Raw genomic sequence first — 13798 nt, forward strand, 5'->3', positions numbered from 1 at the left:
GGGAACGTGACAGGGTGCGGGTATGTGCTCTGATGTGTCCTACGACGTGCAGGCGGTCCGCAGCCACTTCCCCGCGTTGACGGCCGGCTACGCGCACTTCGACGGGCCCGGCGGGTCCCAGGTCCCCAGCGCGGTCGCCGAGGCCGTGGCGGCGACCCTCGTGTCGCCGCTGGCGAACCGGGGCCGCATCACCGCTGCCGAGCGCACCGCGGACGACATCGTCGTGTCGGCGCGTCGCGCCGTGGCCGACCTGCTCGGCGCGGACCCGGCCGGTGTCGTGTTCGGACGCAGCATGACCCAGCTGACCTACGACGCCGCCCGCACGCTCGCGGCCACGTGGGAGCCCGGCGACGAGGTCGTCGTCACCTCCCTCGACCACGACGCCAACATCCGTCCCTGGGTGCAGGCCGCGGAGGCGGTCGGGGCGCGGGTGCGCTGGGCGGAGTTCGACCCGGCCACCGCCGAGCTCGCCGCCGAGGACGTCGCGGCCGTGCTCTCACCGCGCACCCGGCTCGTGGCGGTCACGGCGGCCTCGAACCTGCTCGGCACCTGCCCGCCGGTGCGGGCGATCACCGACCTGGCGCACGAGGCCGGCGCGCTGGCCTACGTCGACGGCGTCCACGCCACCGCCCACCAGCCCGTGCACCTGGAGGCGCTCGGCGCCGACTTCTACGTCTGCTCGCCCTACAAGTTCCTGGGCCCGCACTGCGGGGTGCTCGCCGCCTCGTCCGCGCTGCTGGAGCGGCTGCACCCGCAGAAGCTGCTGCCCTCCACCGACGTCGTGCCGGAGCGGTTCGAGCTCGGCACCCTGCCCTACGAGCTGCTGGCGGGCACCACGGCCGCCGTCGACTTCCTGGCCGCGCTGGGCGGCCCGGCGGGCGAACGGCGTGAGCGGCTCGTGCGCGCACTGGGCGTGATCGGCGCCTACGAGGACCGGCTGCGGGAGCGCATCGAGGAGGGACTCGCCCGGATGCCCGGTGTCACCGTGCACTCGCGGGCGGCGCACCGCACACCCACGCTGCTCGTGTCGTTCGCCGACCGGGAGCCCGCCGGCGCCTACGCGTTCCTCGCCGAGCGCGGGGTGCACGCCCCGGCGGGCTCGTTCTACGCGATCGAGGCGTCGCGCCGGCTGGGCTTCGGCGACGCCGGGGCGTTGCGGATCGGCCTGGCGCCCTACGTCGACGACGCGGACGTCGACCGGCTGCTCGACGGGCTAGAGGAGTTCCTGCGGGCCTAGTGCCCGCCCGTCCAGATGACGAACGGCACTTTCGTCGGCTAGGTAGCGACGAGAGTGCCGTTCGTCCGGGTGGGAGAGAACCTCCGGTACTACGCCACGAACGCCGGGTCGAGGCGTTCGCGCAGGCGGCGCAGCCCGTCCGAGGTGTAGCGCTTGACCGCACCGGTCGACAGCTGCATCACCTCGGCCGTCTCGGCCACGCTCAGCTGCCACTGCATGCGGATGACGACGGCCTCCCGCTCGCGGGGGGCGAGCGCGGCGAGGGCGTCGCGGAGCAGGTGGGCGTCGGCGACCTGGGTGGAGACGTCGACCGGCGCGCTGGGTGCCTCGTTCTCGCGGTCGGGATCGTCCATGCTGACGTCGGCGCGGGCCGGGATGACCTCCCGGAGCTCGCGGTTGATCTCGTTGCAGACCGCGGTGAGCACGTAGGCCTGCATGTTCGTGATCTCCGGCGGGTCGCCCTGCTGCCGGCGCAGGATCTTCTCGAACGCCCGCTGCACGACGTCCTCGGCGCGGCCTGCGTCGCCGACCTTGCGCGTGGCGTAGCGGACCATCGCGGGGGAGCGTTCGCGGTAGGCGGCGGCGAGCCGCTCGGCGAACGCGGCGCCGTCGACCCGCGAGACGCGCCCGATGCGGGAGCGCCCGGGCGGCGCCATGCCCAGGACGGTGCCCTCGCCCCGCTCGGCCGCGGAGCGCAGCAGCCGGGTCAGCAGCGGGAACTCCTCGACCAGGTCGCTCGCCCCGCCGCCCCCCACGCTCATGGGCCTCATCCTAAGGGCAGCGGCCGACCGGTCCGCGCAGGTCGGTGCGGGGGCGACCAGGGTGGCTGCTTCGCCGACCCCCGCCCCACGACGCACGCGGACCCGACCTACCCGGTGCACGGGTCGGTCTTCTACTGCGTGGCCAACATGCCCGGCGCGGTGCCGCACACGTCGACCCGGGCGCTGACCAACGCGACCCTGCCCTCCGTGCTGCGGCTGGCCGAGCTCGGCTGGGCCGAGGCGGTGGCGGGTGACCCGGCGCTCGCCGCGGGGCTGTCCACCCACGCCGGCGCGCTCACGAACCTGCAGGTGGCCCACGACCTGGGCCTGCCCTACTCCGAGCCGCCCGCCCTCGTCGCCTGAGTGAACGCACCCCCACCGGGGGTGTACTCCGTCCGGACGTGTGGTGGAGGCCGCGCGCGGGGGCGGCGGGCGGCACATAGGGTTCCGCCGTGAACGACTGGTGGGTCCTCGCACTCGCGGCCCTGCCCGTGCTGGGGCTCGTCGTGGGCGTCGTGCTCCGTGGGCGGCTGCGCTCCGCCGACCCGGACACGCTCGGGGCCGAGCCGGAGGACCGGCCGCTGGCCGCCGTCGTCGCCAACCCCACGAAGATCGAACCGGGCACGCGGCAGCGCATCGTCGCGGTGTGCACCGGGCTCGGCTGGGCCGAGCCGCTCTGGCTCGAGACCACGGTGGAGGACCCCGGCACCGGCCAGGCCCGGCTCGCCGTGGAGCGGGGTGCCGACGTCGTGCTGGCCTGCGGCGGGGACGGCACCGTCCGGTCGGTGGCCGAGGCGCTGGCGGGCACGGGCGTCGCGATGGGCCTGGTGCCGGCGGGCACGGGCAACCTGCTCGCCCGCACACTGGGTACCCCGGACAACGTGCCGCTGGCCGCCCGCCTCGCGCTCACCGGGGACGACCGCGCGATCGACGTCGGGCGGATCCGGATCGACGGCACGGAGGAGGAGCGGGTGTTCCTCGTGATGGCCGGCACCGGGTTCGACGCCGCGATCATGGAGACCACCCCCGAGGCGTTGAAGGTCCGGGTGGGGCCGCTCGCCTACGTGATCTCCGGACTGCGCGCGATGCGCGGCCGGCGGGTGCGCGTCACGCTCGCCCTCGACGACGACCCGCCCCTGCGCCGCCGCACGCGCACCGTGGTGGTCGGCAACAGCGGCACGCTCCTGGGCGGGCTCGTCCTGATGCCGCGCGCCACGATCGACGACGGGGTCCTCGACGTGGTCAGCATCGCCCCGAGCACCCTGGTCGGCTGGATCGCGGTCGCGCTGCGGGTGATCACCCGGCGGCGGGGTGGCCACGAGCGCGTCGAGCACTGGCAGGCGCGCTCGATCCGGGTCCGGACCGAGGCGCCGCAACCGTGCCAGGTCGACGGCGACCCGGTGGGTGACGCGCAGGAGCTCGCGATCCGCGTGGATCCCCGGGCGCTGCTGGTGCGCGTCCCGACCCATCCACCGGCCGACGCACCGGATCCGGGGTAGGCGGGCGTGCGCACGGTCTACGTCATCGGTATCGGCGCGGGCGACCGGGACCACCTCACGTTGGAGGCGGTGGCGGCGATGAACCGCACCGACGTCTTCTTCACGATCGACAAGGGCGACGCCAAGGGCGACCTCGCGGCCCTGCGCGCCGAGCTGCTGGCCCGCCACGTCACCCGGGCGCACCGGGTGGTCACCGCGCGCGACCCGCAGCGCGACCGCACCGCCGCGACGCCGGGGTACGCCGCGGCCGTCGGCGACTGGCAGGAGCGGCGGGCCGCGCTGTACGAGCGGATGCTCGCCGACGAGCTCGGCGACGACGGGATCGGCGCCTTCCTGGTGTGGGGCGACCCCGCCCTCTACGACGGCACGCTGCGGATCCTCGACGGCATCCGGGAACGCGGCCGGGTCGTGTTCGACGTCGTCTCGATCCCGGGGATCAGCGCGGTGCAGGCGCTCGCGGCCGCGCACCGCGTCGTGCTGAACCGGGTGGGGCGCCCCTTCCTCGTCACCACCGGCCGCCGGCTGGCCGACGAGGGGCCGCCGCCGGGCGTCGACGACGTCGTCGTGATGCTGGACGCGGTCGACGCCTTCGCCCGCGTTCCCACCGACACCGCCCGCTGGGACATCTACTGGGGCGCCTACCTCGGCACCCCGGACCAGGTGCTGGTGCACGGCGACCTGCGGGAGGTGCGGGCCCGGATCGTCGGGCTGCGGGCGGAGCTGCGCGCGCGCAAGGGCTGGATCATGGACACCTACCTGCTGCGACGGATCCGGTGAGCCGCGTGCGCAACGTGCTCGTGCTCGGCGGCACGGCGGAGGCCCGCCGGCTCGCCGCCGCGCTGCACGGCGACCCCGCGTTCGCGGTCACCTCCTCGCTGGCCGGGCGCGTGGCGGTGCCGCGGCTGCCCTGCGGCGACGTCCGCATCGGCGGGTTCGGCGGCGCGGACGGGTTGCTCGGATGGCTGCGCGGGCACCGGACCGACGCGGTCGTCGACGCCACGCACCCGTTCGCGTCCCGGATGACGGCCCACGCCGTGACCGCCACCGCCGCCGCGGGGGTGCCGCTGCTCGTGCTGCGCCGGCCGGGGTGGACGCCGGGGCCGGGGGACCGCTGGCACCGCGTCCCGGACGCGCCCGCGGCGGCCGCGCTGCTGCCGCGGCTGGGGGAGCGGGTCTTCCTCGCCACGGGCAGCGGCGACCTCGCCGCGTTCGCGGAGCTGCCGCAGTGGTTCCTGCTCCGCGCGGTGGACCCGCCGCCCCCGCCCCTGCCCGCGCGGCACCACCTGGTGCTGGCGCGCGGCCCGTTCACCGCCGACGCCGAGCGCGCGCTGCTCCGGGAGCACCGCGTCGACGTGCTCGTCGCACGGGACAGCGGCGGTGAGCTGACGGCGGCGAAGCTGGTGGCCGCCCGGGAGCTGGGCCTGCCGGTGGTGCTGCTGGACCGCCCGCCCGCCCCCGACGCCCCCACCGCGGCCACGGTCGACGAGGCGGTCGCCTGGCTGGCCACGACCACCGCGGGCGACGGCGCGTCCGGACCGCCGGGAGCGTGACCGGGCGTCGCGCGGAGAGGTCGGTCCGGCTGCGAGCCGTGCGCCACGGTCCTCCTGGCGTGAGCGCAGCAGCTCGCACCGCGAGCCGGTGATCGTTCCGATCCGTACACCTGGCAGGTGCCGGCCGCGCTGGAGTGCGGGTCGGACCGATCACGACGGAGTGATCGCTGCGAGGCGTACCGCAGCGTTGCGGCGCCGACCGCAGCGTGCGGGTCGGATCGATCATGAGGCGGTCGGGGCGGAGCCGTTGCCGCCGGTGGGGGAGGTGGTGTCGGGGGCGGGTGGTTCAATGGCCGTGCTGGCGGTCCGGGCCGCGCCCGCACGGGGTGGCCCGGGGTGAGAGGGAACCCGGTGCGAGTCCGGGACTGCCCCGCAGCGGTGAGCGGGAACGACCGCCGTCATCGAGCACTGGGTGGGGAACCGCCTGGGAAGCGACGGCCAGTAGGACTCCGGGGTGCGCCCGGGAGGGGCCCGCGAGTCCGAAGACCTGCCGCCGGTGCGGGTGCCGTCCGGCGCCCGCCGTGACCCCGGCCCGCGGGTGGCAGGTGGTGCTCCCCGCGCCGGCCGTGGTCACCACCGCGCTCGCGAGGAGAGAGCCGTGACCCGCCCCGCCCTGCAGGCGCTCGCCGCCGCACTGACCGCCGCCGCGTTCGTGGCCTGCGCCGCGCCCGACGCCGCACCATCCGCCGCACCGCCTGCCGCGCCGTCCGCACCGCCCGCGGCGCCGGTGGACTGCCCACCCGCCCCGCTGCCCGGGCCGGTCGAACTGCGGCACGCGAGCAACGTCTCGCTGCGCGACGCGGGGGACTACCGCGTGCTGACCGTCGCGCAGCCCTACCCCGGTGGCGCCCCGGAGTCGACCGTGCTGCTGCCCTGCGGCGCGCCCGCGCCGTCGTTGCCCGCCGAGCTGGCCGGCGCGGCGGTGGTCGAGGTGCCGGTCCGCAGCGTGTACGCCGCGTCCACGACCCAGCTGCCCATGCTCGCCGACATCGGGGCCCTCGACGTCCTCACCGGCGTCGGGACGCCCGACTTCGTCTCCGGGCCCGAGGCGCGGGAACGGATCGACGCGGGCGCCGTGGCCGGGTTCGCGACCGGCGGGCAGGTCGACGTCGAGCGGGTGGCCGCCGCCGCTCCGGACGTGCTGCTCAGCCAGGGCACCGACGACCCCGCGTTCCCGACGCTGCGCCGGGCGGGCGTCCCGGTGCTGGGCTGGGCCGACTACCTCGAGAGCGGCCCGCTCGCCCAGGCCGAGTGGATCAAGGTGATGGGGGCGCTCACCGGCCGGGAGGCCGAGGCCGAGCGCGTGTTCGCCGCGATCGAGGCCCGCTACCGCGAGCTGGCCGCCCTGGCCGCGGACGCCCCGCCGGTCCCCGTCCTGGCCGGGCAGCTCTACGAGGGCGGGTGGCGGGTGCCGACCGGCGGAAGCACGGCGGGCGCCCTGCTGCGCGACGCCGGCGCCACGTGGTCGGAGGCGGGCAACCGGGCCGCGGGCGGCGTGCCGAAGGACTTCGAGAGCGTCTACGTCGCCGACGGGGCCGCCCCGGTCTGGATCGCCGACGGCCCGTGGCCCACGCTCGCCGACGTCACCGCGGCCGACCCGCGCTACGGCGCGCTGGCGGCCGTCCGCGACGGGCAGGTCTGGAACCGCGACCGGCGGATCGGCCCCACCGGTGGCAACGAGGTGCACGAGCGGGGCATCACCCGTCCCGACGAGCTGCTGGCCGACCTCGTCGCGGTGCTGCACCCGGACCTGCTGCCCGGTCACGAGCTCGTCTACCTGCGACGGGTGTCGTGAGGCTGCCGGCCGGCCTCGCCGCCGCCGTGCTGGCGCTGTTCGTGCTGGCCGTGGCGCTCGGGCCGGTGAGCGTGCCGGTGCCGGACACCGTGCGGGTGCTCGCCGGCGCCACGCCCTCGGACCCGCGCTGGAGCGTCGTGATCGGCACGGTCCGGCTGCCGCGGGCGATCACCGCGGTGCTGGCGGGTGCCGCGCTGGCCGTCGCCGGGGCCCTGGTCCAGACCCTGTTCCGCAACCCGCTGGCCGACCCCTACGTGCTGGGCGTGAGCTCCGGCGCCGGGCTCGGGGTGGCGCTCTCGCTCGCCGCGGGCGGCGCGGCGGGGGCGGCGGCGGGCTTCGCGGAAGGGCTCGTGGGCGCGGCGCGGCTCGGCGCCGTCGGTGCGGCCGCGCTCGGGGCCGCCGCCGTGCTGGCCCTGGTGCTGGTGCTCGCGCGCTGGGTGCGTTCGGTGGTGACGCTGCTCGTCGTCGGCGTGATGGTCGGGGCGGTGACGACCGCGGTCGTGAGCCTGGTGCTGGTCTGGAGCGACCCGCGCATCGCGCAGCAGTACGTGGTGTGGGGCCTGGGCAGCATCGACGGCACGGGTGGTGCCGACCTGCCGGTGCTCGCCGCCGTCGTGGGCGCCGGGCTGCTGGTGGCGGGCCTGCTGGTGAAGCCGCTCAACGCGCTGCTGCTCGGGGAGGCGCACGCCCGCAGCGTCGGGGTGCCGGTGCGACGGCTGCGGGCCGCGGTCGTGGTGGCGGTCGCCCTGCTGGCCGGCGGGGTCACCGCGTTCTGCGGGCCGATCGCGTTCGTCGGGATCGCGGTGCCGCACCTGGCCCGGCTGCTGGTCGACACCTCCGACCACCGGGTCCTGCTGCCGGTCACCGCGCTCGCCGGAGCCGCGGTCGTGCTGGCCTGCTCGATCGCGGGGCACCCGCCGGGCACCGAGACGGTGGTGCCGCTCAACGTCGTGACGTCGCTGGTCGGCGCGCCGGTGGTGATCGCGGTACTACTGCGCAGCAGGCGGTTCGCGGCGGCGGTCTCGTGAGCGGCCTGACCCTCGAGGGCCTCGACCTCGGGTACCGGCGTGGGCGTCGGCGGGCGCCGCGCGCCGTCCTCTCGGGCGTGCGCGCCCGGGCGGCGGCCGGGGAGCTGACGGTGCTGGTCGGCCCCAACGGCACCGGCAAGTCGACGCTCCTGCACGCCGTGGCGGGCCTGCTGGCGCCGCTGGCCGGCACGGTGCACCTCGACGGCGCCGACCTGCTCGCGCTGCCCGCCGCGGAGCGTGCGCGGCGGGTGGCGGTGGTGCTCACCGAGCGCGTCGACCCCGGCCTGCTCGCGGTGGAGGAGCTGGTGGCGCTGGGCCGCCACCCGCACACCGGTCCGACCGGCGCCCTGCGCGCCGCCGACCGGGCGGCGGTGGCGGGCGCCGTCACCGCCGCCGGGGCCGCGCACCTGGCCGGGCGGCGCGTCGCGGAGCTCTCGGACGGGGAGCGCCAGCGCGTCCTCACCGCCCGGGCCCTCGCCCAGCAGCCTGCGGTGCTCCTGCTGGACGAGCCGACCGCGTTCCTCGACGTCTCCTCGCGGGTGGCGCTGCTGGCGCTGCTGCGCCGCCTGGCCCGCGAGGACGGGCTGTGCGTGCTCGTGTCCACCCACGACCTGGAGCCCGCGCTGCGCCTCGCCGACCACGTGTGGCTGCTGGACCGCTCGGGCCGGCTGCGCACCGGCCCGCCCGAGCAGCTCGTCGCCGACGGCGCGGTGGGGGAGGTGTTCGACGCGCCCGGCCTCGCCTTCGACCCGGTCACGGGCACGTTCGCACTGCACGGCGGCGCGAGCGGGCCCACGGCGTCCGTGGTCGGGGCGCAGCCGGTCGCCGCGCTCGCGGCCCGGCTGCTCGCGCGCGAGGGCTGGCGCGTCGCGGGGCCCGGCGCGGGGGAGGTCGCGGCGAGCGTCGCTGCGGTGGGCGACGGGCGGTTCGCGGTGACGGCGGCAGGCGCCACGACCGAGCTGGCCGGCTGGTCGGAGCTGGCGGCCTGGGCGCGCCGGGCCGCCGGAACGTGACGAGGCAGTCCTGCCCCGCCAAGATCCGGAGTATCGGGTGCCCATTGCTGTGATCACCGCGATGAGCAACCGATAGTTCGGATCTTGGTGTCCGGCCCGCGTGGTCAGCGGTCGGCCAACCGGTCCAGGCCTCGACCAGGAGCGCGCGCATCGTCTCGCTGCCCGTGTGCCCGGAGTCCTCGACGATCCGCAGCTGCGCGTCGGGCCACAGTTCCCCCGATGCCATGGTGACCGACGTTCAACACGGGGGGCGTCAGCACCCCGACCGCTCCTCCCCGAAGGGTCCTGACGGGTGGGGCGGGTTGCGGTGGGCGCGCCGTTCCCGGCTCGAGACCGCTGTCCCACCCCCGCGCCCAGGACGCACCCGCAGTCGGTCGGGCCCCGTGCCCGACCCCGGTGCCGAGGCTGGTCCGGTGGGCAGAACTACCGGGTGACGTGGTCGCCCGGGCGGCCGTCCCCGACGAGGGCCCCGGCCGGTCCACGACGAGACCGTCCCTGCCGGGTTCCACTCCACCGGCGGTGGTCCCGTCCCCAACCCCTCCGAAGCGCCTTTGATCAGCGGAAACGGGACCAGAGCCGCATCCGTGCAGCACATGTCCCGTTTCCGCCGATCAAGAGCGCCTGGAGGGCCTGAGCCGGTCCGATGATCACCGGGACGGGGCGGAACGGGACCACAGCACGGTGCGCACCCACCCAGCGGCAACGGGCTCGTCCACTACAGGCCTGGGCCCGGTCGGGGACGGCCGCCCAGCCGACCACAACACTCGGTAGTAGCGCCAACCCGGCCACCTCGCCGACGGGCGGGGCAGGGGCAGGCGCTGACTGCGGCGAAGACCTCGGGCCGGGGCGGGCGGCAGTGGTCTCGAGCCGGGAACGGCGCGCCCACAGGAGAATCCACCGTCACGTCGACACCATGGGTCTGGGACCGCGGCTGGAGACCCATGACGTCGACCGCGGAACGCGGGAACGGCCATGATCAGCGGGAGTGGTGTGGCGGCGACAGATCTGTCGCCGCGACACCACTCCTGGTGATCTTCCCCGAGCGGAAGAGCGTCGAGCCCCACGATCACGCAGGCCGGGTGGCGAAGAGGATGTGGGTGCCGCCGTCGCGGGTGCCCGGCTCGGCGCAGGCGGCGATCTCGCGCTCGAGGAAGCGTCGCCACCCCTCCCGGTCGGCCTCCAGCCGGGCGAGGACGTCGCGGTCGCCGAGGGAGGCCCAGTTGCTCGCGCTGCCGCCGACGAGGGTGCCACCCGCCTCGGCGACGAGCGCGACGACGTCCTCCCACCGGAACTTCCGGCAGCCGGGAGCCGCGGGCTGCAGCGTGTCGGCCGCCCCGCGCGCGGCCGGGATCACGATCCCGCCCGCCGGGGTGTCGGTGTCGGGCAGGTCGTGGCGCCAGGTCCCGAGCAGCGAGACCACCGATGCCACGACCACGCCGCCCGCCGCCACCACGCGCAGCAGCCCGCGCAGCGCGTCGCACGCGGGGCCGCTCGTGGACGAGAGCGGTGCGCCGAAGGCGAGGACGGCGTCGAACTCGCCGTCGCCGTAGCGGGTGGTGTCGGCGACGTCGAGCAGCTCGCGGCGCAGCACACCGCGCTCGGCCGGGGTGCCGCGCAGCCGCCGCGCGTGCGCGGCCAGGTGGGCGGGGGAGGAGTCGGTGGCGACGACCCGGCAGCCCTGCGCGGCGAGCTCCGTGGTGAAGCGGCCGGGGCCGGCGGCGACCTCGAGCACGTGCGCGCCGCGCGGCACGAACCGGCGCAGGAACCGGCGGTGCACCTCGAGGCTGACGCGGCTCTTCGCGTCGGAGTCCTGCCGGGTCCACTCGCGATCGCCGAGCCGGTCGAAGTGCCGGCGCACGGCGCCGACGGCCGCACCGTGTCGCGTCCGCCCCCGCCGTTCCACGTGACCGAATCTGCGTGATCCGGGCTGAGGAGCCTCTCAGGGGAGCCGATCAGGGGAGCCGATCAGGGGAGCCGATCAGGGGAACCGATCAGGGGAAGCCGTTCCGGTGTCAGGGCCGGGTGAACTCGGCGCGGACGCCGAGCAGCCGCACCGGACGTCGGGAGGTGAACTTCTCGAGGACCTCGAGGGCCGCGGCGGCGAAGCGGTCGGCGTCGAGGGTGGGTGCCTCGAGCGTGGCGCTGCGCGTGTAGGTGGAGAAGGGGGTGAAGCGGACCTTCACGGCCACCCGCGCCGCCGGCCGGTCCTCGGCGCGAATCTCGGCGGCCACCCGGCGGGCGAGCGCGACCACCTGCTCGCGGACGTCGGCCCAGTCGGCGAGGTCGGTCTGGAAGGTCGTCTCGTGGCTGCGGGAGCGCGCGACCCACGGCGTGCCCTCCACCTCGGCGCGGCCGATCCCGCGGCCCAGCTGCACGTACCAGGGGCCCAGCGCCGGGCCGAGCTCGGCGGCCAGCGCGGCCGGGTCGGTGCCCGCCAGCTCCCGCACGGTGTGGATGCCCCGGTCGGCCAGCTTGCGCGCGGTCTTCGCGCCGATGCCCCAGAGCGCGCGCGTCGGCCGGTCGAACATCACCTCGGCCCAGTTCGCGGCGGTCAGCCGGTAGGCGCCCCCGCCCGTGCCCGGCTTCGCGAACTCCGTGGCGATCTTCGCGCGGAGCATGTTGTCGCCGATGCCGACGGAGCACTCGAGCCGGGTCGCGGCGCGCACGGCGCCGCGGATCTCGGCGGCCAGCGCCTCCGGGTCGTCGGTGTCGGCCCCGACGAACGCCTCGTCCCAGCCCATCACCTCCACGACGACCCCGGGCCGGGCCCGCAGCACCGCCATGACCTCCTGCGACACCGCCTCGTAGTGGGCGTTGTCGGCGGGGAGGAACACCGCGTCCGGGCAGCGCGCGGCCGCGGTGCGCAGCGGCATCCCGGAGCGCACCCCGAACCGGCGTGCCTCGTAGGAGGCGGTGGCGACGACCGCCCGCTGCGTGGGGTCGCCCTTCCCGCCCACGACGACCGGTCGCCCGGCCAGCTCCGGGCGGCGCAGGACCTCGACCGCGGCGAGGAACTGGTCGAGGTCGACGTGCAGCACCCAGGAGGCCACGGTCACCAGTCTGGCGCGCGGGTGGCGCTCCCGGAACCGCGCCCGAAACCGCGCCCGGAACCGCGCAGCCGCGCCTTGCCGGGCTGCGAGCGCGCTATGACCTAGGGTGACGGTCCGTCGGCCCCGGCTCCCGGGGTTCTCGGGGGGAACCTGGAGGTCGTGTGAAGAGCCCACGCGCATTCGGGCGTGCCGTCGTCGCCGCCGTCGCCCTCGTCGCCGTGCTGGGCGCGGCGTCGCTCGGCGCGGGGTCGACGGCGCCGCCGCAACCCACGGCCGCGCCGGTCCCGGCCCCGTCCGCGCCGGGGACGGCGCAGTTCACCGTCCTGCTCGACGCAGGCGCCGAAGGAGCCGGCGCGCGGGATGCCGCCGTGGCGGCCGTCGAGGCGGCGGGCGGGCACGTCCTGCGGGAGAACGCCGCTGTCGGCGCCTTGGTCGTCGAGGCGCCGGTGGCCGGGTTCGTGGAGCGGGTGTCCGCAGCGCAGGGGATCTTCGGCGCCACCCCCGCGCGTCCCATCGGGTCCACGGCGGCCACCGGCCCGCGCGGCGCGGTCCCCGCGGGCGGGAACCGCGACGGCCAGGGCCCGGCGGGGCTCGACCCGCTCGACACGCGGCTGTGGGGCCTGTCGATGATCAAGGCGGACGCGGCGCGGGCGCAGCAGCCCGGTGACCCGCGCGTGCACGTCGGCATCCTCGACACCGGCATCGACGCGAGCAACCCCGACCTCGCGCCGAACCTCGACGTGGGGCTCTCCCGCAACTTCGTCACCGACATCCCGACCGACCCCACCGGCGGGGAGCTGGACGGGCCGTGCGAGTTCGACGGCTGCGTCGACCCGCCCGACCACGACGGCGGCGGCCACGGCACGCACGTCGCCGGCACGGTCGCGGCGGCGGCCAACGGGTCCGGCCTCTCCGGCGTGGCGCCCGGCGTCACCCTGGTGAACATCAGGGCGGGCCAGGACGCGGGCCTGTTCTTCCTCCAGCCGGTCGTCGACGCCCTGACCTACGGCGCCGACATCGGCCTCGACGTGATCAACATGTCGTTCTACGTGGACCCCTGGCGCTACAACTGCACGGACAACCCGGCCGACTCGAGCGAGTCGCAGATCGCGCAGCGCACGATCATCGAGGCGATGACCCGGGCGCTGGAGTACGCCCACGGCAAGGGCGTCACGCTCGTCGGGTCGCTGGGCAACGAGCGCGAGGACCTCGGGCGCCCCGGGACGGACCGGGACAGCCCGAACTACCCGCCCGGCGCGGCCTACGACCGCGCGATCGACAACGCGAGCTGCGTGGACCTGCCCGTGGAGGGGCCGCACGTCATCGGCGTGTCGGCGGTGGGGCCCTCGGGGGCGAAGGCCGAGTACTCGAACTACGGCACCGAGCAGATCTCGGTGGCCGCTCCGGGCGGCTCGGCGAGCGCAGGCCGGGTGGAGGACCTCATCCTCTCGTCCTACCCGCAGCACGTCCTGCAGGAGTCCGGTGACGTCGACGCGCAGGGCGAGGTCACCCCGCAGGGCGCGGCGCAGGGCGTCCAGAAGGCGTGCCAGGGCTCCGCGTGCGGCTACTACTCCTACCTTCAGGGCACGTCGATGGCCGCGCCGCACGTCTCCGGCGTCGCGGCGCTGGTGGTGAGCGAGCACGGCACCGAGGACCCGCAGCACCCGGGGCAGCTGACGATGGCCCCGGAGGCGGTCGAGCAGGCGCTCACCGCCTCCGCGGCGCAGGTGGCGTGCCCGGCCCCCGGGGCACCGGGAGCGGGCGCGCCCTGCGAGGGCGACCCGGCGTTCAACGGGCACTACGGGCACGGCATCGTGGACGCCCTTGCCGCGCTCACCGCTCCGACGTCCTGATCCGCCGGCCCG

11 protein-coding genes, 1 pseudogene and 1 riboswitch are annotated in these 13798 nt (G+C 76.4%); of the genes and pseudogenes, 9 read left to right on the plus strand and 3 right to left on the minus strand.

The genetic code is table 11. The annotated features are described in order from the left end of the window. Positions 1-22 precede the first annotated feature (22 nt). Positions 23-1237: a cysteine desulfurase-like protein gene (locus FB558_RS38305; protein WP_246107064.1), complete on the plus strand. Its 1215-nt coding sequence runs from the start codon at positions 23-25 to the stop codon at positions 1235-1237. An 89-nt stretch (positions 1238-1326) separates the two neighbouring features. Here the strand turns inward: FB558_RS38305 and FB558_RS45005 are convergent, their stop codons facing one another. Then, positions 1327-1998, minus strand: coding sequence for an RNA polymerase sigma factor (locus tag FB558_RS45005; RefSeq protein WP_170231749.1), 672 nt, complete (start codon positions 1996-1998; stop codon positions 1327-1329). Positions 1999-2052: 54 nt separating this feature from the next. On the opposite strand from FB558_RS45005, the pseudogene FB558_RS45010 reads away from it, so the two are divergent. The 7 genes and pseudogenes from FB558_RS45010 to FB558_RS38345 all read left to right on the plus strand — a co-directional run. After that, positions 2053-2361: pseudogene (locus FB558_RS45010) on the plus strand (alanine dehydrogenase); the annotation flags it as partial. Between the two features lie 89 nt (positions 2362-2450). Then, complete coding sequence (locus FB558_RS38320) at positions 2451-3497, plus strand: diacylglycerol/lipid kinase family protein (protein ID WP_142062952.1); 1047 nt, start codon at positions 2451-2453, stop codon at positions 3495-3497. 6 nt (positions 3498-3503) lie between these two features. Further along, complete coding sequence (gene cobF / locus FB558_RS38325; RefSeq protein WP_142062955.1) at positions 3504-4274, plus strand: precorrin-6A synthase (deacetylating); 771 nt, start codon at positions 3504-3506, stop codon at positions 4272-4274. Positions 4275-4279: 5 nt separating this feature from the next. Further along, positions 4280-5047, plus strand: coding sequence for a cobalt-precorrin-6A reductase (locus FB558_RS38330; RefSeq protein ID WP_142063369.1), 768 nt, complete (start codon positions 4280-4282; stop codon positions 5045-5047). A gap of 285 nt (positions 5048-5332) precedes the next feature. Beyond that, positions 5333-5556, plus strand: a riboswitch (cobalamin riboswitch). 89 nt (positions 5557-5645) lie between these two features. Then, positions 5646-6842: an ABC transporter substrate-binding protein gene (locus tag FB558_RS38335; RefSeq protein ID WP_142062957.1), complete on the plus strand. Its 1197-nt coding sequence runs from the start codon at positions 5646-5648 to the stop codon at positions 6840-6842. Continuing rightward, positions 6839-7870, plus strand: coding sequence for a FecCD family ABC transporter permease (locus tag FB558_RS38340; protein WP_142062960.1), 1032 nt, complete (start codon positions 6839-6841; stop codon positions 7868-7870). Before FB558_RS38335 ends, FB558_RS38340 begins: the two co-directional genes overlap by 4 nt. After that, positions 7867-8883 (plus strand): ABC transporter ATP-binding protein, encoded by a 1017-nt coding sequence (locus tag FB558_RS38345; protein ID WP_142062962.1) that lies wholly within the window; start codon positions 7867-7869, stop codon positions 8881-8883. The genes FB558_RS38340 and FB558_RS38345 overlap by 4 nt, the downstream gene beginning before the upstream one ends. 1066 nt (positions 8884-9949) lie before the next feature. On the opposite strand, the gene FB558_RS38350 is transcribed toward FB558_RS38345, so the two are convergent. Both FB558_RS38350 and FB558_RS38355 read right to left on the minus strand, forming a co-directional pair. Beyond that, positions 9950-10786 (minus strand): class I SAM-dependent methyltransferase, encoded by an 837-nt coding sequence (locus FB558_RS38350; protein WP_142062964.1) that lies wholly within the window; start codon positions 10784-10786, stop codon positions 9950-9952. A gap of 109 nt (positions 10787-10895) precedes the next feature. Beyond that, positions 10896-11939, minus strand: a complete 1044-nt coding sequence (locus FB558_RS38355; RefSeq protein WP_246107065.1) for a DNA polymerase IV — start codon at positions 11937-11939, stop codon at positions 10896-10898. Positions 11940-12094: 155 nt separating this feature from the next. Here FB558_RS38355 and FB558_RS38360 point away from each other — a divergent pair, with 155 nt between their 5' ends. Beyond that, positions 12095-13786 (plus strand): S8 family serine peptidase, encoded by a 1692-nt coding sequence (locus tag FB558_RS38360; protein ID WP_142062969.1) that lies wholly within the window; start codon positions 12095-12097, stop codon positions 13784-13786. Positions 13787-13798 lie beyond the last annotated feature (12 nt).

The organism is Pseudonocardia kunmingensis, from assembly GCF_006716445.1.
Lineage (GTDB): Bacteria > Actinomycetota > Actinomycetes > Mycobacteriales > Pseudonocardiaceae > Pseudonocardia > Pseudonocardia kunmingensis.

What these genes read in the sequence shown, in the direction of transcription:
- FB558_RS45005 (WP_170231749.1), bottom strand. Translation starts at nt 1,998, where the DNA reads ATGAGCGTGGGGGGCGGCGGGGCGAGCGACCTGGTCGAGGAGTTCCCG.
- FB558_RS38305 (WP_246107064.1), top strand. Translation starts at nt 23, where the DNA reads ATGTGCTCTGATGTGTCCTACGACGTGCAGGCGGTCCGCAGCCACTTC.